This is a genomic window from Sphingobium sp. AP49 (assembly GCF_000281715.2).
Classification (GTDB): domain Bacteria; phylum Pseudomonadota; class Alphaproteobacteria; order Sphingomonadales; family Sphingomonadaceae; genus Sphingobium.
In genome coordinates this window covers 1,810,478-1,832,169 of the sequence record NZ_CP124576.1, presented here as the reverse complement: position 1 = coordinate 1,832,169, position 21,692 = coordinate 1,810,478, and the positions used below count along the sequence as shown (strand labels likewise).

Here is a 21,692-nt window from a genome sequence, read left to right as displayed (position 1 = left end):
CAATGGTTGAACCGTCGATGAATTCCGGGGCATAGCATGTCCCATGACTGGACAAGCCAAAATCGCACCCGACATCGTCGATCGCTTCGCCGCGCTGATCGGTCCCAAGGGGATCATGATCGATCCGGACGACATCGCCCCATGGACGCGCGATTGGCGAGGACGCTATCGGGGAAGCGCCGCCGCAATATTGGCGCCGGCCACCACCGCAGAAGTGGCCGCCTGCGTCGCCCTTGCCGCGGAACTGCGCGTGGCACTGGTGCCGCAGGGCGGCAATACCTCGATGGTTGGCGGCGCAACGCCCCCCGCCGACGGATCGGCGCTCATCCTGTCGCTGCGCCGGATGAACCGCATCCGCATGCTTTCGCCCGACGACAATCTGGCCTTGTGCGAAGCGGGCGTCATTCTGTCGAACCTGCACGATGCAGCCGAATCCGTGGGACGGCGATTCCCGCTGAGCCTGGGCGCAAAGGGGTCGGCAACGATCGGCGGGCTCGTATCCACCAATGCAGGCGGCACCCAGGTGCTGCGCCATGGCACCATGCGGGCCTTGGTCGAAGGGATCGAAGCCGTGCTTCCCGACGGCAGCATCTTCGATGGGCTCGAAGCGCTCAAGAAAGACAATCGCGGCTATGACATCAAGCAGTTGCTGATCGGCGCGGAAGGCACCTTGGGTATCGTCACCGCCGCTGCGCTGCGCCTGGTCCCGGCGATCGCCGCACGCGCCGTCGGCTGGGTCGGCGTCGCAAGCCCTGCGGACGCCCTGGCCCTGCTGCGCCTGATCGAAAACGAACTGGGCGACAGCGTTGAAGGCTTCGAGGTGATTGCCGACGATGGCCTGGGCCATGTATTGTCGCATATCCCCGGCACGCGCTGCCCGATCGCGACACGAACGCCCTGGCATGTCCTGATCGAGGTGGACCATGGCGACCTGCGCGACCCCGGCCCGGTCGAGCGACTGGAAGGCACCCTGGCGCTGGCACTGGAACGGTCGCTCGCCATCGATGCCGCGATCGCCGCGAATGAAGCGCAGGCGGACGCCTTTTGGCGCATTCGGGAATCCCTGTCGGAAGCGGAAAAGGCGCAGGGACCCGCCCTGCAATATGACATCAGCGTCCCGGTCTCCCGCATGCCGGCTTTCATGACGGACGCAGCCGCTGCAGCGGAAGCCGCCTTTCCCGGCACCTCTGCCTCCTCTTTCGGCCACCTGGGCGATGGCAACGTTCATTTTCATGTACGCGCCCCCAGGGGAACCAGCGATGGTCCGGCCTGGATCGCGCAACAGGGGCAGGCAATCAATGCCTTCGTCCATGACGCGGTCGTGGCCGCCGGCGGATCCATCTCCGCCGAACATGGCATCGGCCAGATGAAGCGGGCGGAACTGGGCCGCCTGGCCAGCCCGGCCCGCATCCACGCCCTGCGCGCGATCAAGGCCGCGTTGGACCCTTGGGGCATCATGAACCCCGACAAGCTGATCCCTCGTCCCGACGAGGGATGAGCCGGGCATAGCGACAAAGCGATTGCCTAGCGCGCCGCGCCCTATTATCGCATTGGCGCCTGATGGTCTGAGGCGGCGGCGCTCCGCACTTCTGCCAATGACGTCAATCAGGCTCTATTTCTGGCTTCTAGACCAAGATTTACGGCGCAGGCTCAACCTGAACCGATCTAAGGTATAGGCCCATATGCAGACCGGCGACGCAGCCATTGCGCGCTTTCTAGACAGGACGGAAAACAGATCATGGCCAGCGCGCCCGCCAACAGCCTCCCCATCTTCTACAATGACCTGATCCCGCTCAACAGCCGGGACCATGCCGATTATCGCAGCCAGCCGGTCGATGCCGCACCGTTTCTGGCCAAGCAGCATGCCGTGCCGCTGACCATCGATGAATTCGTCACCGCGCAACGCTTTGTGCCGATCATCTTTTCCGCAGGCGTGGAATCGGTGCCGCTGGCGCTGATGGGCCTCAACGAAGGCGTCAATGTCTTTGTCGACGACGAAGGCCGGCTGCGCGGAGCGGCCTATGTACCGGCCTATGTGCGCCGCTACCCCTGGATGCTGGCCAAGCTGCGCCCCGACAGCGACGAACTGTCGCTCTGCTTCGATCCGACCAGCGATGCCATCGGCACAGCCGGTGAAGGCCCGATGCTGTTCGAGGATGGCCAGCCGAGCGACCTGATCAAGGGCGTACTCAAATTCTGCGAGGATTTCGAGCAGGCCGCAGCCCGGACCGCCCAGTTCATGAAGGATCTGGCCGAAATGGATCTGCTCATGGACGGCGAAGTGTCGATCCAGACCCCCAACAGCGAACAGCCCTTCATCTATCGCGGCTTCCGCATGGTGAATGAGGAAAAGCTGCGCGACCTGCGCGGTGACCAGCTGCGCAAGATCAACCAGAACGGCATGCTCCCGCTGATCTACGCCCACCTCTTCTCGCTGCAGCTGCTGCGCGAGATATTCGACGGACAGGTCAGCCAGGGCAAAGGCCCGCTCGCAGCGCTGGCCGTGCCGCAAACCGCCTAAGCCCGATCAGGGTTAACGCAGGCTAACGCAGATAATCGACAGGGCAGGATTGCGCCCCTTGAAAGGGGGCCGTTCCTGCCCTATCTTGTTTGCATACGGCCACCTGCCCCCCTTTCGGGTGTGTCGTATGGGCGCCTCCCCCTTTTGTTGGAGGCGTCTCCTCCCTGAACCTGGCCACCCCGTGCGAATCGCATGGGGTGGTTTTTTATGGGGGTATTTTTCGGTGACGCAGGATTGGCCGGCACTTTTGCTTGACGTCGCACCTACCCCTGCCTAAAGGCACCCGCCTGCCAGTCGTCCAACGACATCGGCCCCTTCGTCTAGCGGTTAGGACGCGGCCCTCTCACGGCTGAAACACGGGTTCGATTCCCGTAGGGGTCACCAGTCTCGCCTCAAATCGAGCGGGACTGACTGGTGCGAGACGAAAGAGCGCCTCCCTCCCCGCCTTAAGACGAGAATGGTCGGCATCCCGCCTCCAGCGCAAGCCGCTTGGGCTTTTGCGGGACGCCCCACTCCATGATATTCTCCCGCCTGCTCGGCGCGCCTTCGCAGAAGGAGATATGGCATGGGTGATCTGGTGAAAGCCCTGGCGCTGGTCGGCATGGGCCTGCCCTTGGCGAGCGTGTCGATAGAATCGCGCTTTTCGCCTGCCCAATTGTCGGCGGTCGACCCCAGCCGGCTCGCCCAGGCGCTCTGTGGCGCCCGGCGCGTCGGATCCGGACTAACGGCCGAATTGCTGATCGCGTCCGCGGTCGCCGCGCCTGCCAGCGCCCGCGCGCCGATCCCGCTATACACCGACCTCACCCACGCCCCCTTCCCCGTCACGACGACGAACCCGCAGGCCCGCCGCTATTTCAGTCAGGGGCTCATGCTGGCCTATGGCTTCAATCACGCGGGTGCCGTCCGATCTTTTCGGGAAGGACAGCGCCTGGACCCCGGATGTGCCATGTGCTGGTGGGGCGAAGCCATGGCGCTTGGCCCGAACATCAACGCCCCCATGGACGAACGGGACCGCATGGCCGCGCTGGATGCGATGGATCGGGCGATCGCGTTGCGCAGCCACGCCTCGGCAATGGAGCGGGCGCTGATCGATGCCATCGCCCTGCGCTATTCGCGCGATCCGACTGCCGACCGGGCCATGCTCGACGCCGCCTATGCCGACGCGATGCTGCAGGTGGCGCAACTTTTCCCCGCCGATGATGACGTCGCCGTCCTCGCCGCCGAGGCCGCGATGGATACGACCCCATGGAATTACTGGTCGGCGGACAGGAAAACGCCGATCGGGCGTGCCGGAGCGGCCATACGCCTCGTCGATACCGTGCTGGCCCGCAATCCCGCACATGTGCAGGCGGCCCATCTGACCATCCACCTTATGGAAGCGAGCGATGCGCAACGCGCGGAGGCCGCCGCCGATCGCCTGGCAACCCCCATAGCGCCCAGCGCCGCGCATCTCGTCCACATGCCCGCGCACATCTATTATGTACGCGGGCGCTATGTCGATTCCATGCGGGTCAATGTCGCGGCGGCCCGAGCCGACGAAGCCTTCATCCGTAGCGCGGATGACCATAGCCTTGTCCGCTACGGCTATTATCCGCACAATATCCACTTCATCGTGACATCCGCGCAGATGGCCGGCGACATGGACACGGCGATCCGCGAAGCGCGACGCCTGCGCAGCGTGCTCAATCCGGCAATGTCGGCCAAGATCGCATGGATCCAGGCGATTGATGCGGCCCCCTATCTGGCGATGGCGCAGTTTGCCCCGCCCGAGGCGATCCTGGCCATGCCGGCGCCGGACGCACGCCTGCCCTATCCGGCGGCAATGCGGCATTATGCGCGTGCCATCGCCTATGCCATGCGGCAGGACCAGTCCTCCTTTGACCGCGAAATGGCCGCCATCGATGCACTCGCCCGATCCGGCGTCTTTGCCGACATGGTCGCACAGGGCATGCCGGCGCCCGACCTGCTCGCCCTCGCGAAGGCCGTGGCCCGTGGGCGCTCCGCCAGCCTGTCAGGCCGCCATGCCGAAGCAGCAACCCATTATCGGGCGGCGATCGCGATCGAGGAGAAGATTCCTTATCAGGAGCCCCCTTACTGGTATTATCCCGTCCGCCAGTCCCTGGGGGCTGCCCTATATCCTGCCGGACGCTATGGCGAGGCCAGCCACGCCTTTCGCGAAGCACTGATCCAAGCACCGCATAATGGATGGGCGCTGTATGGACTGGCGCGAAGCGAAGATGCGCAAGGGCACAGGATGGAAGCCGCAGCCGCGCGGCAGGCATTTTCCAGGGCATGGATCGGCCCGACCGACTGGTTGAGGATGGAACGCCTTTGACTGGAGTTTTCCCGTCCAAAGTGCGGATCGGGCATGACATCGCAAATATGACAGCGACCTGCTCCATCCGGCCGATCGGTTCCGCCAGCCCGCCTCCCACGCTGGAAAGAGCCGTCCTTGCACGCCCTATGGATTTGCGCCGAAAAGGCCGATAGACCCGATCGAAACAGGCGCAACAGGGGTGCCATGATGACCGGACTGATCCGCCGCAGCTTTGCCCGTCATGCCATTCTGCTCGCCGGCCTGGGCCTTGGCCCGCAAATGGCGCTGGCACAGGGAGACCGTGCCACATCCCCACCCGAATTTGCCCGCCGGGCCGACAATCTGAAGCCGGGCCAGTGGGTCTGGGCACCGCAGGTCTCCCCCACCGGCCCACTGCTCGTCTATGTCGATCTCTCGCGCCAGATCGCGACCGTCTATCGCAACGGCGTGCGCATCGCGGTATCGACCATCTCCTCGGGCAAGGAAGGGCATGAAACGCCCACCGGCGTCTTCACTATCCTGCAGAAGGACAAGGACCATCGGTCCAGTCTCTACAACAGCGCCCCCATGCCTTATCAGCAACGCCTGACCTGGGACGGTGTGGCCCTTCATGCCGGCGGCCTGCCGGGCTATCCCGAAAGCCATGGCTGCATCCATCTCCCCTATAAATTTTCGCAGGAGCTGTTCGCCATCACCAGCCTGGGCGCCACGGTTGTGGTCCAGGGCAATGCCGCGACCCATATGCGCACGAGCCAGGCCAGCCTGCTTTCGCCGGTCAACGCCAAAGGCGAACTGGTCAAGAACGAGCCACTCCAGGGCGAGGAATATCGCTGGCAGCCAGCACTCGCGCCCAGCGGTCCGCTCACCATCATCATATCGAAGAAGGAACAGCGCATCGTCGTCCTGCGCAACGGCACGGAAATCGGCCGCAGTGTCGCGCAGATCAACGATGCCGATCCCGGATCACATGTCATCACCCTGTCCACCGGCAATGACGGCAAGCCACACTGGCTCTATGTCGGCCTGCCGGGACATGAGGAGGATGCCAATAATGTCGTGGACGAGGCGGTATTGAACCGCGTCCGCGTTCCCCGCGATTTCTATGAGTTGGTTCGCGCCCAGTTGAAGCCGGGCGCCACTATCCTGGTCACTGATTCCAGCGTCGGCGCCTCGACCGGGGAGAGGCTGACAATCATGGATGCCGTTGTCCCAGCGCCCTGATTTCCTGACGCAGCGCCTGCTTGATCGCCCGCGCCCAGGGGGAGGGAGAGCGGCGCTCCAGCGAATAGAGGACGACGCCGACGTCATGTGGCGTCGCATCGGCCGGGCGCGGCAATTCACATAGGCGGCCAGCGGCCAGTTCCTCCACCGCGGCGTAACGGGAGGAGAACCAGATCGCATCCGACGACGCCGTGATCGTCGCCAGCGATCCGAAATCCTCGATCACATTGGGACCGCCGCACATATGGGCACGAATGTCGTCGGGCAACGGCAACCCGGTCCAACTCGCCCGTAGCACCGGAAAAGTCCGGCCGGAACCGGGTTCGGCCAGCAGCGGGTGGCCGGGCCGGACGATACCGCCGATGGGAAAATGGCCGAGCAGTTCGACTCGCGGCACCGGGGCATCGAAATGAAAACCTTCGTTGGTCACGAAAAACTCGATTTCGCCGGCGACCAACAACGACCAAAGAGCATCTGTGTCGCGTACCACGACTTCGTTGGTCACCCCCGGCGCATCGATCAGTCGCGCGGCGATGACAGCCGGTAACAAGGCGCGGGTCGGCATCGGCGCCATGCCAAAGCGCACCCGGCCAGCCTGCGCCCCGGCACTCAGCGCCAGTTGCCGTTCCATATCCGCCGCATCCGCAAGTAGCACCGCCGCCCGTTCGGCCGCCATCTGTCCCTGTGGCGTCAGCGCGACACCGGACCGGTCGCGGTCGAACAGCTTCATGCCCCATTGCTGTTCCAGCGCCTGGATCGACCGACTGAGCGCCGACTGGGACAGGCCCAAATCCCCCGCCGCGCGCGCATAATTGAGTCGCCGTGACAGGATCAGCAGATGCTGGAGGCTGCGCAACTGAAGCATGATGAATCCAACTCATCAAATTAGCATATGAAATACATTGGACGCACCCCGGGCCATCTGCAAGCCTTACGCCTGCGCCGCCGCCACGAAGCGCCGGCATGATGAGAGGATGCAGAGATGGCCCATGGCTTCGTGCTCGATCCCACCGCACGGCGGGAAGACGACATCACCCACCCCGGTCCCGACGCTGGCCCGCTGGCCGGCAAGCGCGTCGGTTTCCGGCTTGATCGGATGTGGCGCGCCTGGGACTGGGTTAGCGAGGTGTGGGCGCAGAAGATGCGCGACGCCGGCGCTGATGTGGTCTTCTGGCGATCGGGAGGGCGATCGGGCGACGAAGGCGAGCGCCACGCCGCCGATTACGCTGCATTTCTTGCATCGATCGACATTGCCGTCGTCGGCCTCGCCAATTGCGGCTCCTGCACCGGATGGACCGTGCGCGACGCCATCACGGCGGCCAATGCGGGCCTGCCGACGACCGCGATCGCGACCGCCAATTTCGAGACCTTCGCCCATGAGATCGCGGCACGCGGCGGCCGTTCGGGCCTGCGCGTCCATGTCCTGCCCTATCCGCTCAACGAGCAACTGAAGGAAGATGTCCTGCCCATCGCCGAAGCCCATTTCCTGTCCGTGCTGGCCAGCATGGGCGCCAGCCTTCCGCTGCAGGAGGTTGCGGCATGAGCATCGAATATATCCGCCCCGCTGCCCATCGTGCCGCCCCCTCGCCGCGCCCGCTGATCAGCCGTGACTGCGGCCCGGACGGTTGCGAGGTCGACTGGCTCGCCAGCCGCCGCCATGAAGCCGATCTGGACATAGAGACATTCGCCCGCTTCGCCATGGACAAGGGCTGGGGCGATGGCTTGCCCTTGATACCGCCGACCGACGCCCGGGTCCGCACCTTCCTGGCCGAAAATGACCGTTATCCCGACGAGGTCATCGGCATCCTGCCCGGCGACGTCGAATGCACGGTCGAGAAGATCGTCATCAACGCGGTGATGGCCGGCGCCCCGGCGGCGTCGCTGGAACTGCTGATCGCCATGATCGCGTCGATCGCCGACCCGGATTTTGAGCTTTACGGCGTCAACGCCACCACCGCGCCGGTATACCCCGCCTTCGTCGTCAACGGCCCGGTCCGTCATGCGCTCGACATTCCATATAGCTATGGCTGCCTGGGCGGCGTCCCCGGCGCATCGGCCGCAATCGGTCGCGCCATCCGCCTGATCATGCGCAATGTCGCCGGACAAGTAGCGGGTACGACATCGCAGACCACTTTCGGCTCCCCGGGACGCATCGCCGGTATCGTCACCGGCGAATGGGAGGAAAAATCGCCCTGGGCACCCCTGGGCGAGCGGCGCGGCATTGCCGGCAATGCCGTAACCTCGTTCGGCACCATGGGGACGATGAACATACTCGACACGACATCGCACAGCGCGCGTGACTTTCTGGAGATGATCGGCCGCTCCTATGCCTATGCCGGCTGCAACAATTTTTCCGGCGCGGTGCCCTTTGGCGAGGCGCTGATCGCGCTCAACCCGATCTGTGCGGAGATCGTCGGCCGAGAACTACCGAATATCGAGGATGTGCAGGAGATGCTCTGGCAGTTCGCCAGCATCGACGCAGACCTGCTCAACCGGCGACATCGCGACCAACTGGCCGAACAGGGTCGCATCCGCAGCGACGGCCGCATCTATGCTGCGCCCGAACCCAAGGACATGCTGGTCTTCGTCGCCGGGGGACTGGGCGGTCTCCATGCCGCCTGTTTCCACACCTTCGGTACGTCGCTGTCCCAGACCAAGCCGGTCGCGTCCCCGCTGCCGGCACAATGAGGACATCTGCGTCGTGCGCGTGAAGGGCATATTCCGCCCGAGCGACTATCCGGGCAACCCCGCCGAGGCCGAAGCCCTGTTCGCGGCTCTATGCCCCGGCATGAGCGACCCGCAGATCGATCGCGACCATGCCGGACTGGCGATCGCAGCCCATCAGCCCCGGCTGGCGCTGCTGCTATCGCAACTCAGCCGTTTCCTCGCACTCGACACCGGCTGGGGCCAGCGCGCGGACCTGCGCGAACTGGCAATCCAGACGGTCAACCTGCATTTCGGCTGCGGCTATGGCTTTGCCGCGCGAATGCGGCCGGCCGACGCGGCCTGGTTGAGCGCCGAGATGCTGGCCGCCCTCCCCTTCTGGCGCCATTCACCGCTGTTCGATGCGGAACAGCGGTTGGTCATCGAATATGCCCACGCTGTGGCATCGGGCGATGTGCCCGCACCGCTCTTCGCCCGCATCCGCGATGCCTATGGCGAACGGGGGGCCGTCGAATGCACCAGCATCATCGCCCTCTGGTCCTTCTGGGCGATGATGCTCAATGCCATGGGGCCAGACCGGGACGCCTGATACTCAATAGGCCGCCCAGGATGAATATTCGGCGTAATTGGGTGCCTCCGTCGCATTCGCGTCGGGATCGACCGGCACCTGGATCACCGCCGGTTTGCCGCTTGCCAGAGCCCGGGCGATAGCAGGTCCGATATCCTCTTCGCGCTCGACGAACTCGCCGTGCGCGCCAAAGCCCCTGGCGATCATGTCAAAGCGCACATCTTTACCCCAGTGCGCCTCGGTCTCGGCCGACCCTTCGCCAAAGGCACGACGATAGACCCCGACTTCAAGCCCCCAGGCATAGTCGGAACTGATCACGACGACGATCGGCAGCTTCTTGCGCACCGCTGTCTCCAGTTCCGCGATATGGAACATGATCGAGGAATCACCGGTCAGCAGCATCACCGGCCGCGTGCCGCCCGTCGCGATGGCCGCGCCGATGGCATAGGGCAGGCCAGTGCCCAGATGCCCCAGATTCTGGTTCCACATCACATCATGCGGGGTCGCCTGCGAATAGGTCCAGGTGAATATGGTGATCGACCCGCCGTCGCGCACCATGATGCCATCTTTCGGAAAGGCCGCGGTCGCCTCCGTCACCAGCCGGGCCGTATGAACCGGCACCCGTCCACGCGGCGCGCTGTCGGCCAGCTCCGCCTTGAACGCGGCCTGGCGTTCGACCCATTGGGCCAGTTGCGGCGATGGTTCAGGAGTCCGATCCGCCAGCGCCTGGACCAGTTGCGGCACCACATCGCGCAAATCACCCAGCAGCGGCACATGGATTTTGCGGTTGACGCCAAAGGCGAGCGGATCCCGCTCGATATAGATCCATTGCCGCTCGGCATCCCCTGTAGCCCAATGCCGATTAAGCCCGAAATGGAGCGGCTCGCCCAATTCGGTTCCGATCGCGATCACCAGATCGGACTGTTCCACCGCTTCGTTCGCGCAGGGCGAGAAGCCATAGGAGAAGGTCCGCTCCTCCATCCCGGGAATGAAGGCGGTCCCGCCCGAGGTCTGGATAATCGGGCAATCCAGCGCCAGCGCCAGCGCACCCACGCTTTGTCCTGCTCGCGCAGTGAATATCCCATGGCCTGCCAGGATGATGGGCGCCCTGGCTGCGGCGATCGCGCTTACTGCCTGCGCCACCATCGCCGCGCTAGCCTCCTGCGCGACCAGGCGATAGTCGTCGGGCGCCTGCAACGGCGCCCAGTCCGGTTCCTCATGCAGCACATGCATCGGGATTTCGACATAGACCGGGCCGGGCTTGCCCGATTGGCAGACCCGCAGCGCCTCGCGGATCACCTCGTCAGCCTGGTGAGCATATTCGATCACGCCGACATATTTCATCGCCGCCTCAAAATAGCGGGGCTGGCTGATATATTGGATGCGGCCGCGTTTTACGCGCTGCTCCGCCTCGCGCCCGCGATTGCCGGCCAGGAAGATGGTCGGGGCATTTTCCTTCGCCGCCACGATCGCCGCCGCCGCCAGATTGGCGACCCCCGGTCCCATCGTCCCAAAACAGACACCCGGCTTCCCCGTCATGCGCGACCAGGCGTCGGCCATGAACGCGCCCGACTGTTCATGATGCGGCGCCGTCACGCGCCAGCCGCGCTGCTCCGCCTTGACCGCCATATGGACAAAGCCGGGATCGGGAATGCCAAACAGACTGTCGATCCCCTCCGCCTCCAGCAACTGGAGAATGCGTTCATATACCGGCGTGCCCATCGTCGATCCTGCTCCCAATTGCATCATCCATCGCTGCGGCGTTGTGAACCGTGCCGCTGGCGAATCATCTGCACCGTCCCCGATGCTAACAAGGTGTTCAGAATGGCACGGCACCCCCTTGCCTGTCGACCTCCACTGCGGCAGGCAAGGCGCAGAAGAACAAGGAAAGGATGAGGAAAACATGCCCCGCTTCACGACGGAGAACGCCGTTTCCAAACTGGAGATCGAACAGTTGGTCATCGACTGGGGCTATGATCTGGACTTGCACGGCGGCATACATGTCGCACCGCTCTGCACCACCGATTGCCACTATCTGGTCGGCGGGACGCTGCATCTGGGCCATGCCCCCATCAACGCCTTCTACACCGCCCGGAATGAACGGGTCGCGGCGCAACAGAAGGACGGCGTCCGGACGCAAAGGCATACCATCACCAACATGCGTGTCACCTTCGCTGACAAGGATAGCGCCGCCGCGCAATTCATCCTGGTCAATTACTCAGGCGAAGGGAAAGCACCGATCCTGAACCTGGTCGGGCCGACGATCGTCGCCGATTGCCGGATGGAATTTCGCCGCGAATCCGATGGCGAATGGCTGATCTCGCTGTTCGACAGCACGCCGATGTTCATCGGGAACGACCCTTTTCTGAACGCTGCAGTCGTCCGGAAATAAGATATCTCCCCGGCGATGCCGCACAGACATCGCCGGGGCGGCGCCAGAACATACCCCCCCAGCGGAGAAGCAGCCCATGCAATGGCTCGGCATTGAGCAGATCAGCGTTTTTTGCCTGCCCCCGGTCGATTATGTCACGCTCGCGGCGGACCTGGGCTGTAACGGCATTTCGCTGGCCCTGGAGGGCATGGGCCATAATGCCGGCTATCCACCCTATTCGCTGCGAGACGATCCGCTGCTCCGGCGTGAGACCCGGACCGCGCTGCGCGATCGCGGGATCGCCCTGTCCATCGGTGAGGGGTTGCTGCTGCGCCCTGGTCTCGATCCACGGGATCTCGCGGCCGACATGGACATGCTGGCGGAAATGGGTTGCGAACGGATCAACAGCCTCAGCGTCGACCGCCGCGCCGATCCGAGCCGGCTGTTCGACGACTTCGCCTTGTTCGCACAGATGGTCGCGGACCGGGGCATGACGGCGACGGTCGAAATCGTGCCGATGCTGCCAATCGGTTCGCTGGCAGCGGCACAGGCGCTGCTGGCCCATGTCAACCGACCGGATTTTCGTCTGGTGCTGGACATGATGCACCTGCATCGCCTGCGCATATCGCCCGCAGCGATCGCGGCGCTCGATCCCGCGCAAATCGCCCATGTCCAACTATGCGACATTGCCGACACGCTGCCGCCCGAGGCCTATATGGATGCGGCCCTGCACGAGCGGCTGACGCCGGGTGATGGTGATGTGCCGATCGATGCCTATCTCGCGGCCCTACCCAAAGGCCTCACCTACGGCCTCGAAGTCCCTCAGCGCGCGCGTGCCAACGCCGGCATCGGCCCGCACGATCGATTGCGTCCAGTCGTGGCTGCGGCCCGGCATCTGCTCGGCGACGACTGACACATAGCAGCCGCATCAGGTGCACAATGTTACAGGCCCCGCTGCAATGTGAAATCGCGGCGCAAAGCCACGTGCCGACATCATGGCTGACCAGCATCAGCCGTGGAGTGCAGCGTGATACTACAGCCGATCGACATCCGGGCCTTGGCTGCCCCGACACCCCAAATGCCGCAGTCGATCTGCTTCTTCTTCAATGCGCAGATCCATCATCTGCTGCACGCCATGCCGCTGGCGCTCGAATTGTCCCATGATCCACGCTTCCGCGTCGACATCGTGGCGACCGGCACCGACCATATCGCTTTTGCGCGCGAACTGGCGGCGCGTCATGGCGGGGGCCGGCTGAACTTCGTCCAGATTCACGCCCCGTGGCTGCAATTGGCCACGCGCCTGTCTGGGGGCAACACCCCTCCCAAGCTGCCCGCGCTGCTCGCGGCCAGGCGCCGGCTTGCGCGGTACGATGCGATCGTCATCCCCGAACGCACCTCGCTGCTGCTCCGCCGCCTCGGTCTTGCGGACACATGTTTCATCCATACCTGCCATGGGGCCGGCGATCGGGCAGTCGGTTACGATCCCCGCATCGCCCTGTTCGACTTCGTGCTGCTGGCGGGAGAAAAACAGCGCCGCCGCATGCTGGCCCAGGGGCTGATCCGCGAAGGCCATTATGCCATCGCCGGCTATGGCAAGTTCGATCTGACGCGGGACCGGCACGCGACCAGCCCCTTCACGGACAACCGCCCGATCATCCTCTACAATCCCCATTTTTCTTCTCGTCTCTCCTCATGGCAGGCGATGGGAATGGACGTGCTGCGGCAGTTCGCGGCGGACGACCGGTTCAACCTGATCGTCGCCCCCCATGTCCGCTTGTTCGACAATCGCCGCAAACGCGCGACGGCGGAGCGGATGCTGGCCGAATTTGCCAGCCTGCCGCATATCCACATCGACCTTGGCAGCCGGGCGAGCGTCGATATGAGCTATGTTCATCTCGCTGCCGCCTATCTTGGCGACGTGTCGAGCCAGATCTACGAGTTTCTTGCCACGCCGCGGCCCTGCCTGTTCCTCAACGGCCAGGGGGTGCAATGGCGCCATGATCCCAACTATGCCCATTGGCATTATGGCCCGGTCCATGAATCGACCGATCGCCTGCCCGACAAGGTGGCAGCGGCCATGGCCGCGCACGGCATGTACAAACCGGCGCAGCAAAAGGGTCTGGCCGACACCTTCGCCTTCGACGGCCAACGCGCCGCGACCCGCGCGGCGCGGGCCGTGGCAGATTATCTGACCCGTCAACAACCACAGGCCGCGCCCGCTTATGAACGCTATACCCTGCGGAAGGCACTGCACCATGGCTGACATTGGCCGCCACATCTGGCTTGTTGCGCGCGTTCATGCCCCCGATGAAGGCGGCGTTCAAACCTATGTCGGAGAGATCGCACATGCCTATGCTGCGCTCGGCTGGCGCGTTACCCTGTTTGCCAAATCCTCGGCCGGACCGCGCCGGATCACCAGCCACGGCATCGATCTGATTGATGTCGGGCCTGCCTCGCGGATGCGCGTCTATCTGCGGCTGTTCCGGGCGATGTTCGCTGCCTGGTGCCGAGGCGAGCGACCACATGCGATCCATGCCTGTACCTGGCGCGCCGCCTTGCCCGCCCTGCTCTTCCCGCGCCCGCTGGTGGTGACCATCCACGGGCGCGAGGTCGGTCGCCCCGGCGGAGGCGCGTTCGCCCTGATGCGCCTGGTCCTCCGTCGCGCCCGTCATATCGTTGCGGTCAGCACTGTCACCCACAAGCTGCTGGTGCATCGCCTGCCCCATCTTGCCTCCCGCTGTGTCACGGCCTGGAACGGCGTGCGCATGCCCGTCGAACGGCCGGCTACGCCATTCCAGCGCAACGATGGGCCGGCCCAGCTCCTTACCGTTTGCCGCCTGGTCGCCCGCAAGAACATCCCAGCCGCCATTGATGCTGCCGCCGCCTGCCTGCGCACGGATGCTTCGTTGCGCTATACCATCATCGGCCGCGGCGTAGACGGCATCCGGGTTCAGCAGACCGCGCGCCGCCATGGACTGGACGATGCCATAATCCTTGCCGGCTATGTTTCCGACGCGGAACTGGCGCAGCAATATCGTGCCGCCGACATCTTCCTGCACCCCCAGATCGCGCTGGAGGATGGCGCCGAGGTCGAAGGCTTTGGCCTCAGCGTCGCCGATGCCATGGCCCAGGGATTGGCCTGCATCGTCGGCCAGGATGGCGGTCCGGCGGAATTGGTACAGGACGGCATCACCGGCCTTGTCGTCAATGGCCGGGATCCCGGGGCTATCCGCGCCGCGATCGCACTGCTGGTTCGCGATCCGGCCCTGTGCCGACGTCTCGGCGATCAGGCACGGCTATGGGCCGCCGCCAACCTGTCATGGGACCGTCATTGCGCCCTCAGCCTGGGCGGACTGCCGGGCGTCCCTACGCACGCCTTCGATCCCGTCGCGATCGCCCAGGGGGGCTGAACCATGCGCAACAGGGGTCCCATCATCCATATCGGCTATCACAAAACCGGCACCACCTGGTTCCAGGACATTTTCTATCCCGCCGTACGCAACCGGCGCTACCTGGCGCGCGCCACCGCCCGCGCCGCCTTTCTCGATCCAGGCGCCCTGCATTTCGATCCTGCTGACGCCCGGGCGCGACTAGGGCCTGAGCCGGACGACATCATCCTGTGCGAGGAAAATCTGTCCGGCGGCCTGCATAATGGGGGATTGGCAGGTAACCTGTCCAAGGACGTCGCCAGCCGGATCAAGACGACCCTGCCCAATGCCCAGATCGTCATCTTCGTACGAGACCCCTGCTCAGCGATCGCCTCGGCCTATCTCCAATATGTGAAGGGTGGCGGCACCTATGGCGTCCACCGTTATCTGTTCGGCCAGGATCGACGGGGACCGGTCGCTCCCGAACGGGACGAAGCGCCCGGCTTCCGCCGCGAGCATTTCGATTATGTGCGGCTGGTCGCCTATTATGACGCGCTGTTCGGGGCAGACAGGGTCCATGTCTTCCGCTATGAGGATTTCCGCGCCAATCCACAGGCCTTCGCCGCCGCCTATGCCGCCCGTTTCGGGCTTGAAATCGCGGTCAACCAGCTCGACTGGGGCACGCGCAATCCTTCGCTCAGCAGGCCGCTGCTATGGGCAGCGCGGATCGCCAATCTGTTTACCCGCCGGGCGGTGACGGACAAGCATTGCCTGATCGCCATTCCGGGCTGGTACAAGCTCAGCCGCCACCTGCTGCGCCGGGCCAATGCCTCGCGCCGTTTCGGTCGGCCGCTTAGCATGACGGACATATTGGATACCGCCGCGATTACCCATTTTCAGGACTATTATCAGGATGGCGAAGCGAAACTCGCCCGACGACTGCTGCATCAGGCACGCTGCGATGCCGATTTCGGGCACGGGTCTGCTGCCCTGGCAACGTCCTTGATTCGATCATGCCGAACCAAAGCCAGATACTCCTCGCCGACGATGACGCCGCGCTGCTGACGTCGTTGTCCGACTATTTCGGTCGCTACGGCTTTGCCGTCGATACCGCCACCGGCGCCGCAGAAATGCGCGGCAAAGCGGACGAGCAGCCTTATGATCTGATTGTCGCCGAACCGACGATGCCCGGCCTGCACACCGCCGGTCTGCTGCGCGAATTTGCGATCGAACGGAAGATTCCGGTTATCATCCATTCGCGCGCGGCCAGCGATCTCGACCGTATTCTGGGCCTGGAAATGGGGGCAGAAGATTATCTGGCCAAACCCTGCAACGCGCGCGAACTGCTCGCCCGCATCAACGCGGCCTTGCGAGCCCGTCGCCGCAATCCGCGCCCCGCGTCCCTCGCCTCGGCAACGCGCGATCGCGCCTGGGCACAGTTTGAAGGCTGGCGCTTCGACCTGACGACAAGACAATTGTTCGATCCGGCCGGCGCCGTGGTTTCCTTGTCGGAAGGGGAATATCAGCTGCTGCGCGTCTTCGTCATCAATGCCCGCCAAGTGCTCAATCGCAACGAGCTGCTCGACAAGGTCTATGGTGCGGCCAGCGAACATTATGACCGGGCAATCGATGTGCAGCTCTGCCGCCTCCGTCGCAAATTGATGGCCAGCGGCCTGAAGGGCCAGACGATCCGCACAGTTCGGAACGAAGGCTATATTTTCGTTCATCCCGTCATATTGGGCGAAGCAACCGCCTGACCCGCACCTTAGTTTACGCCATATTCTGCGGATGACCGATATCCGCAGGTAGATATGCGTCGACGAAATTCAATTATTTCAATAATAATACAGTATGAAATTTATTCAATATTTCATTTCGCGACAGAATATAACGAAATTCTTGTTCTATATTGGCCACACCAGCCAATAAGTTACCATTATTCAATGACATTATGTTGACGAATGGCGTCGCATCCGGGAGCGTTACTGCATCGGCCGGGTGGAAGACGACAAGAACGCCACGCCCGGGCCGGGAAATATCCCAAGGGAGTTCACTTCATGCCGTCCCATTTCATCGCGCGCCTTCTGGCGTCGACCATCCTGCTCGGCCTGGCCACACCGGCGCTCGCGCAGCAGGCGGAGGATAAGGCCCCGGGCGACGATACCATCGTCGTCACCGGTTCGCGCATCGCCCGGCCCGATCTGCAACAGGCTTCGCCGATCGCCATCGTCAGCGCCCAGGAACTCAAGCTCAGTGGCAAGGTCAATGTCGAGGCGATCATCAACGATCTGCCCCAGTTGATCCCCAGCGCGACATCCGCCTCCAACAATCCGGGTGGCGGTGTGTCGACCGCCGACCTGCGCGGACTGGGTGCCAACCGCACACTCGTGCTGGTCAATGGCCGCCGCTATATCTCCTATGATTCCAGCCAGATCGTCGATCTCAATACGGTGCCCGCTGGCCTGATCGACCATGTCGAAGTGGTGTCGGGCGGCCGATCCGCCGTCTATGGCTCCGATGCCGTCGCCGGCGTCATCAATTTCGTGATGAAGCAGAATTTTTCCGGGGTCGAGGCCAATGCCAATTACCGCATCAACGAAGCGGGTGATGGCGGCACGTTCAACACCAACCTGCTGATGGGCGGCAATTTCGCCGATGGACGCGGCAATGCGACCTTCTATATCGACTATACCAAGCGCAACGCCGTGCAGCAGTCGGCCCGCAGCTATACCAAGCAGGCCTATACCGATGATGGCGATGGCGGCCTGGCGGCCGGCGGCTCCGGCTCGATCCCCGGCACCCGCTTCGCCCTGTCCGGCAGCCAGTACAAGTTCAACCAGGACGGCAGCTATTCGGCCTATGATGCAGCGACCGACGCCTATAATTATGCGCCCGACAATTATCTGCAGGTGCCCCAGAAACGTATCCTGATGAGCGCGCAGACCCATTATGAGGTCGACGATCATCTGACCGTCTATGCCGAAGGCCAGTTCATAAACAACCGGGTCAAGAACAGGCTGGCCCCCACGCCCTATACCGGATCGGTCTCGCTCGACGTCGACTCATCCTTCCTGTCGCCCGAATCCCAGGCCCTGCTGTCGGCCGCCGACACCGATGGTGACGGCTACACCACGGCCGCCATCTATCGCCGCCTCAGCGAAGTGGGCGCGCGCATCTCCAGCGTCGACAATACCGCCTATCGGGCGTTGATCGGCGCCAAGGGCCAGATTGCCGGCGACTGGAATTATGACGGCTATTACAGCTATGCGCGCACCAAGCAGGTGGAGACCCAGACCGGCAACGTGTCGGACAGCCGCGTCCGTCAGGCGCTGGCCACCACCTATGATGCCGACGGCAATCTGGTCTGTTCCGACACCAGCAATGGCTGCGTGCCGCTCAACATCTTCGGCGCGGGCAATATCAGCGACGCAGCGGCGGCGTTCATTGCGATCCCGGTAAAGAATGTGAGCACCATCACCGAACAGGTCGCCAGCCTGGCCATCACCAACGCCAATCTGTTCGACCTGGGCGCTGGCCCCGCCGGCATCGCCTTTGGCGCGGAATATCGCTCCGAACATGGCAGCTATGATCCCGACTATGCGCTGGCATCGGGGGATGTCGTCGGCTTCAACGCCAGCGAGGGCCTGTCGGGCGGCTACAACGTCAAGGAACTGTTCGCTGAAATCGATGTTCCCTTGCTCGCCGACATGCCCTTCGTCCACAAGCTCGAAGCGAACGGCGCCTATCGCTATTCGCATTATTCGACGGCGGCGAAGAATGTCAGCACCTATTCGGTGGGGCTGATCTATGCGCCGATCCGGGACATCACCTTCCGCGGCCAATATAGCCGCGCGGTCCGCGCACCCACGGTCTACGACCTCTATTCGGGCCAGGCACAGGACTTCCCGGCGGCCAGCGATCCGTGCGAACTGGCCGATGCCGTCACCAACGCCAATCTCAGCGCCAGTTGCATCGCCACCGGCGTGCCATCCAGCGCGCTGGGCACCGCGATCAATGGTGGCAGTTCGCAGATCGAATCCGTCACCGGCGGCAATCCCGATCTGCGCGAGGAAACGTCGGATACCTGGACCGCCGGCGTCGTGCTCCAGCCCAGCCTCCTGCCGCGCTTCACGATGACGGTCGATTATTACCACATCAAGATCGACAACTATATCTCGACGCCCGGCACCGCCAACATCATCGCCGCCTGCTATGGCACGGCCGCCAATGGCTGGACGCCCTATGACAGCAGCTATTGCTCGGCCCTGCCGCGCAATGCCAACAGCTATGCGATCGAGGGCGCGGAAAACCTGCTGTCCAACACCGGCGGGCTCAAGACCGAGGGCGTGGACTTCGAGGCGAACTACAGCGTGCCGCTGAACTTCGGCGTGTTCGGCGCCAAGACCGGCAAGCTCAGCTTCCGCGTCGCAGGCACCCGGCTGATCCGCTACGACCTGAACCCCGTCGCCGCGATCCCCGACCTCAACCAGAGCTGCGCCGGCAAGTTCGGCGTCTATTGCGGCAACCCCTATTCCAAGCTGCGGCTCAACAACCGCATCACCTGGAACAGCGGCCCGATCACGTTGGGCCTTACCCACCGCTATCTGTCGAGCGTCAAGGATGACGACGACACCACCACCTACAGCGTGGAGAAGATCAAGGCCTATAACCTGTTCGACCTTGGCCTTCAGGTGCAGGCCACCGAAACCTTCGGCTGGTCGATCGGCATGAACAACATGTTCAACAAGAAGCCGCCGATCATGGGCGACAATCAGGAACAGTCGAACACCTATCCGTCGACCTATGACGTCTATGGCCGCGCCTTCTTCGTGAACGCCTCGGTCAAGTTCTGACAAATCTTGCCGGGTGCCGACACATCCGGCTGGACGGGATCGCTATCCCTTGCCGGGCTTTGAGCCTGCCGCGATCCCTGGCCTGGCCCGCTCCCTCAGGGGAGCGGGCCTCGTTATCGCAGTGGTTCAGGCATGGCCGATCAACAGGGCAGCCGGATCGTCCGGTACATCCTCCCCATCATCACAGGGATAACGCGCATCCAGTGCCTCCAGCAGAATCTGCGCGGCAGGCTGATCATGGCGATCGGGATCCTCCTCCAGATATTCTAGGAAAATCTGGCGCAATTCCTCGGTACTCAGCCCCTCTGCCGGCGGACAGAAATCGCTTTCGCCAAAAGCATTGATTTGAGCGAACAATAGCCCTTCCATCGTCCCGCGCAGAAAGCCGTCGCAGGCCAAAGCCATGGCGTCGCCCGACGTCGCGCATAATTGTTCCAGGACATCGGCGCCGACCGGCTTTTCCGGCGCAACCACGGGCTGGCCACGGGCCGGCCCGATAGGCAGCGCCCCTATCATGCTGACGCAGGCCGCCAGCCCCGCCCATCGTCGCGCCAGAGCCCGGCCAGCCATGCCCCCACCCTGCACCAGGCGATCTATTGCCGATGCGGCAGGCTGGCCTTGAAGGCAGCCGCTTCAGCCTGATCGACAACAGCGTCATGATTGCTGTCGGCCCGATCGAAGGCCGGCGTGCTGGCCTGCGCCAGTTCTTCCTTCGACACCGCGCCATCCTTGTTGCTGTCGGCTTCCGCAATGAACTGTTCCAGCCGGCTTTCCGCCCTGGGCCGTTTCTGCGCGCCTGGGAAGTCGGCCTTGCTGACGACGCCATCCTGGTTCCGGTCCATCCGCCCGAACTGGGCCTCACGCGCAGAAACATATTCCGCACGCGTCACCTTGCCATCGCCATTGGCATCGGCTCGATCAAAGGGTGATCCGCCCCCCGCGCCGCCACGCTGCGCCATGGCTGGAGCACCGCACGCCAGCATCGCGCAACCGGTAACCAGCATCCACATCCTGCTCCGCTGCATGTCCGTCTTCCTTCTTCCAGAAATGCCGTCTCCATTCGCATGGCCTTTTCTCCCGCCAGCGCGCTCGAAAGACCATCGGGGTAATCCCGCAAATCGCTGTCCGATATCCTCGGCGCGCCGCCGTTCATCGCTTCGCCTGCACATTTGCCTCCTCGGCAAAGATGCGATCGGGAATCACCGCGCGCTCACCCCATGGATTATCCCCATTCAGCCACACAGCCATTGCTGGCACCAGCAGGAATGACGATGCAGCGTTCCGCTGCGCGAGATGCGTCGTGATGCGGGACATCCCATGGCCCTGACTTGCCGCCACTTACCGATTACCGTCGCCCTCGCCCTGGCCCTGGGCACTCCATCAGCGCCTGCACAGCCGCCGGCAGCGGCCATCTTTCCCGCTGGACAATTATGGCTTGCCGACCTGCCGGCCCGCTGCGGATCGGTGCAGACGCTGGTCGCCAATATCAGCGACATTGCCGAAGCCATGCCGGGCTGGATCATTCTCAATCCCCGCATCCTGACCATGCCGGGGCCGATCCAGCATTTCTGGTATGCACATGAATGCGGCCATCATCTTCTGGGTCCGGACGAACAGCGTGCGGACTGCTGGGCGATCCGCACGGGGCGCGACCAGGGCTGGTTCCAGCCGGCCGATTTCGCCTGGATGGACCAACATATGCGTCATTATCCCGGGGATGCGACCCATCTGCCCGGGCCGCAACGTGTGGCCCATCTTCGCGCCTGCTATGATGATCGCACCCCAGCCGAAGCCGCCCCTCTGTAAAAA

Annotated in this window: 20 protein-coding genes and 1 tRNA gene; 16 read left to right on the top strand and 5 right to left on the bottom strand. The window is 63.7% G+C overall.

Translation table 11 applies throughout. The features are described 5' to 3' along the window. The first annotated feature begins 43 nt into the window (after positions 1-43). The 5 genes from PMI04_RS08865 to PMI04_RS08845 all read left to right on the top strand — a co-directional run bounded on the left by PMI04_RS08865 (position 44) and on the right by PMI04_RS08845 (position 6,059). The gene (locus PMI04_RS08865; protein WP_007712579.1) at positions 44-1,498 is read left to right on the top strand and encodes an FAD-binding oxidoreductase; all 1,455 of its coding nucleotides are present in this window, start codon (positions 44-46) and stop codon (positions 1,496-1,498) included. A gap of 240 nt (positions 1,499-1,738) precedes the next feature. Further along, positions 1,739-2,521 (top strand): SapC family protein, encoded by a 783-nt coding sequence (locus PMI04_RS08860; protein WP_007712582.1) that lies wholly within the window; start codon positions 1,739-1,741, stop codon positions 2,519-2,521. 309 nt (positions 2,522-2,830) lie between these two features. Next, positions 2,831-2,905, top strand: a tRNA-Glu gene (locus PMI04_RS08855). A gap of 181 nt (positions 2,906-3,086) precedes the next feature. Further along, positions 3,087-4,856 (top strand): hypothetical protein, encoded by a 1,770-nt coding sequence (locus tag PMI04_RS08850; RefSeq protein ID WP_007712586.1) that lies wholly within the window; start codon positions 3,087-3,089, stop codon positions 4,854-4,856. Between the two features lie 186 nt (positions 4,857-5,042). Further along, on the top strand, positions 5,043-6,059 hold the full coding sequence (locus PMI04_RS08845) for a L,D-transpeptidase (RefSeq protein WP_007712593.1): 1,017 nt from the start codon (positions 5,043-5,045) through the stop codon (positions 6,057-6,059). Here PMI04_RS08845 and PMI04_RS08840 read toward each other — a convergent pair. Next, the gene (locus PMI04_RS08840; protein ID WP_007712595.1) at positions 6,031-6,924 is read right to left on the bottom strand and encodes a LysR family transcriptional regulator; all 894 of its coding nucleotides are present in this window, start codon (positions 6,922-6,924) and stop codon (positions 6,031-6,033) included. The genes PMI04_RS08845 and PMI04_RS08840 overlap by 29 nt on opposite strands. A 117-nt stretch (positions 6,925-7,041) precedes the next feature. Between PMI04_RS08840 and PMI04_RS08835 the strand changes: the two genes are divergently transcribed. From PMI04_RS08835 to PMI04_RS08825, 3 genes are read left to right on the top strand one after another with little or no spacing between them, the layout of a single operon-like run. Then, positions 7,042-7,602: a hypothetical protein gene (locus PMI04_RS08835; RefSeq protein WP_007712597.1), complete on the top strand. Its 561-nt coding sequence runs from the start codon at positions 7,042-7,044 to the stop codon at positions 7,600-7,602. Further along, entirely contained in the window at positions 7,599-8,747 is a 1,149-nt protein-coding gene (locus tag PMI04_RS08830; RefSeq protein ID WP_007712599.1) for a hypothetical protein, read from the top strand. Before PMI04_RS08835 ends, PMI04_RS08830 begins: the two co-directional genes overlap by 4 nt. Positions 8,748-8,760: 13 nt before the next feature. Continuing rightward, positions 8,761-9,312 carry a carboxymuconolactone decarboxylase family protein gene (locus PMI04_RS08825; protein WP_007712601.1) on the top strand — a complete coding sequence of 184 codons (552 nt, stop codon included), beginning with the start codon at positions 8,761-8,763 and terminating at the stop codon, positions 9,310-9,312. Positions 9,313-9,315: 3 nt separating this feature from the next. Here the strand turns inward: PMI04_RS08825 and PMI04_RS08820 are convergent, their stop codons facing one another. Continuing rightward, a complete protein-coding gene (locus tag PMI04_RS08820; protein ID WP_007712603.1) occupies positions 9,316-11,013 on the bottom strand; it encodes a thiamine pyrophosphate-binding protein in 1,698 nt (565 codons plus the stop codon). Here PMI04_RS08820 and PMI04_RS08815 point away from each other — a divergent pair. The 7 genes from PMI04_RS08815 (at position 11,006) to PMI04_RS08785 (ending at position 19,883) form a co-directional block, all read left to right on the top strand. Next, positions 11,006-11,683, top strand: a complete 678-nt coding sequence (locus tag PMI04_RS08815) for a nuclear transport factor 2 family protein (protein ID WP_238535964.1) — start codon at positions 11,006-11,008, stop codon at positions 11,681-11,683. The two genes, PMI04_RS08820 and PMI04_RS08815, sit on opposite strands and share 8 nt — an antisense overlap. A 76-nt stretch (positions 11,684-11,759) precedes the next feature. Next, positions 11,760-12,575: a TIM barrel protein gene (locus tag PMI04_RS08810; protein WP_007712611.1), complete on the top strand. Its 816-nt coding sequence runs from the start codon at positions 11,760-11,762 to the stop codon at positions 12,573-12,575. A gap of 114 nt (positions 12,576-12,689) precedes the next feature. Continuing rightward, on the top strand, positions 12,690-13,925 hold the full coding sequence (locus PMI04_RS08805) for a hypothetical protein (RefSeq protein ID WP_007712613.1): 1,236 nt from the start codon (positions 12,690-12,692) through the stop codon (positions 13,923-13,925). Further along, positions 13,918-15,072: a glycosyltransferase family 4 protein gene (locus PMI04_RS08800; RefSeq protein WP_007712615.1), complete on the top strand. Its 1,155-nt coding sequence runs from the start codon at positions 13,918-13,920 to the stop codon at positions 15,070-15,072. The genes PMI04_RS08805 and PMI04_RS08800 overlap by 8 nt, the downstream gene beginning before the upstream one ends. A 3-nt stretch (positions 15,073-15,075) precedes the next feature. Continuing rightward, the gene (locus PMI04_RS08795; protein ID WP_007712616.1) at positions 15,076-16,095 is read left to right on the top strand and encodes a sulfotransferase; all 1,020 of its coding nucleotides are present in this window, start codon (positions 15,076-15,078) and stop codon (positions 16,093-16,095) included. Continuing rightward, positions 16,044-16,787: a response regulator transcription factor gene (locus tag PMI04_RS08790; RefSeq protein WP_007712617.1), complete on the top strand. Its 744-nt coding sequence runs from the start codon at positions 16,044-16,046 to the stop codon at positions 16,785-16,787. Before PMI04_RS08795 ends, PMI04_RS08790 begins: the two co-directional genes overlap by 52 nt. A gap of 300 nt (positions 16,788-17,087) precedes the next feature. Then, positions 17,088-19,883, top strand: a complete 2,796-nt coding sequence (locus tag PMI04_RS08785) for a TonB-dependent receptor (RefSeq protein WP_007712618.1) — start codon at positions 17,088-17,090, stop codon at positions 19,881-19,883. 126 nt (positions 19,884-20,009) lie between these two features. Here the strand turns inward: PMI04_RS08785 and PMI04_RS08780 are convergent, their stop codons facing one another. From PMI04_RS08780 to PMI04_RS08770, 3 genes are all read right to left on the bottom strand, one after another. Continuing rightward, positions 20,010-20,453, bottom strand: coding sequence for a Rap1a/Tai family immunity protein (locus PMI04_RS08780; protein ID WP_007712620.1), 444 nt, complete (start codon positions 20,451-20,453; stop codon positions 20,010-20,012). A 23-nt stretch (positions 20,454-20,476) separates the two neighbouring features. Further along, positions 20,477-20,908, bottom strand: coding sequence for an EF-hand domain-containing protein (locus PMI04_RS08775; protein WP_007712623.1), 432 nt, complete (start codon positions 20,906-20,908; stop codon positions 20,477-20,479). A gap of 124 nt (positions 20,909-21,032) precedes the next feature. Then, positions 21,033-21,197, bottom strand: coding sequence for a hypothetical protein (locus PMI04_RS08770; protein ID WP_007712626.1), 165 nt, complete (start codon positions 21,195-21,197; stop codon positions 21,033-21,035). Positions 21,198-21,200: 3 nt separating this feature from the next. Between PMI04_RS08770 and PMI04_RS08765 the strand changes: the two genes are divergently transcribed. Further along, complete coding sequence (locus tag PMI04_RS08765; protein ID WP_007712629.1) at positions 21,201-21,689, top strand: hypothetical protein; 489 nt, start codon at positions 21,201-21,203, stop codon at positions 21,687-21,689. Positions 21,690-21,692: the final 3 nt, after the last annotated feature.

Excerpts from the sequence above, each read along its gene's own strand:
- PMI04_RS08860 (WP_007712582.1), top strand. The coding sequence starts at position 1,739 with ATGGCCAGCGCGCCCGCCAACAGCCTCCCCATCTTCTACAATGACCTG.
- PMI04_RS08850 (WP_007712586.1), top strand. The coding sequence starts at position 3,087 with ATGGGTGATCTGGTGAAAGCCCTGGCGCTGGTCGGCATGGGCCTGCCC.
- PMI04_RS08835 (WP_007712597.1), top strand. The coding sequence starts at position 7,042 with ATGGCCCATGGCTTCGTGCTCGATCCCACCGCACGGCGGGAAGACGAC.
- PMI04_RS08795 (WP_007712616.1), top strand. The coding sequence starts at position 15,076 with ATGCGCAACAGGGGTCCCATCATCCATATCGGCTATCACAAAACCGGC.
- PMI04_RS08810 (WP_007712611.1), top strand. The coding sequence starts at position 11,760 with ATGCAATGGCTCGGCATTGAGCAGATCAGCGTTTTTTGCCTGCCCCCG.
- PMI04_RS08785 (WP_007712618.1), top strand. The coding sequence starts at position 17,088 with ATGCCGTCCCATTTCATCGCGCGCCTTCTGGCGTCGACCATCCTGCTC.
- PMI04_RS08790 (WP_007712617.1), top strand. The coding sequence starts at position 16,044 with ATGCCGAACCAAAGCCAGATACTCCTCGCCGACGATGACGCCGCGCTG.
- PMI04_RS08840 (WP_007712595.1), bottom strand. The coding sequence starts at position 6,924 with ATGCTTCAGTTGCGCAGCCTCCAGCATCTGCTGATCCTGTCACGGCGA.
- PMI04_RS08780 (WP_007712620.1), bottom strand. The coding sequence starts at position 20,453 with ATGGCTGGCCGGGCTCTGGCGCGACGATGGGCGGGGCTGGCGGCCTGC.
- PMI04_RS08775 (WP_007712623.1), bottom strand. The coding sequence starts at position 20,908 with ATGCAGCGGAGCAGGATGTGGATGCTGGTTACCGGTTGCGCGATGCTG.
- PMI04_RS08765 (WP_007712629.1), top strand. The coding sequence starts at position 21,201 with ATGGCCCTGACTTGCCGCCACTTACCGATTACCGTCGCCCTCGCCCTG.
- PMI04_RS08830 (WP_007712599.1), top strand. The coding sequence starts at position 7,599 with ATGAGCATCGAATATATCCGCCCCGCTGCCCATCGTGCCGCCCCCTCG.
- PMI04_RS08770 (WP_007712626.1), bottom strand. The coding sequence starts at position 21,197 with ATGTCCCGCATCACGACGCATCTCGCGCAGCGGAACGCTGCATCGTCA.
- PMI04_RS08820 (WP_007712603.1), bottom strand. The coding sequence starts at position 11,013 with ATGGGCACGCCGGTATATGAACGCATTCTCCAGTTGCTGGAGGCGGAG.
- PMI04_RS08800 (WP_007712615.1), top strand. The coding sequence starts at position 13,918 with ATGGCTGACATTGGCCGCCACATCTGGCTTGTTGCGCGCGTTCATGCC.
- PMI04_RS08845 (WP_007712593.1), top strand. The coding sequence starts at position 5,043 with ATGATGACCGGACTGATCCGCCGCAGCTTTGCCCGTCATGCCATTCTG.
- PMI04_RS08865 (WP_007712579.1), top strand. The coding sequence starts at position 44 with ATGACTGGACAAGCCAAAATCGCACCCGACATCGTCGATCGCTTCGCC.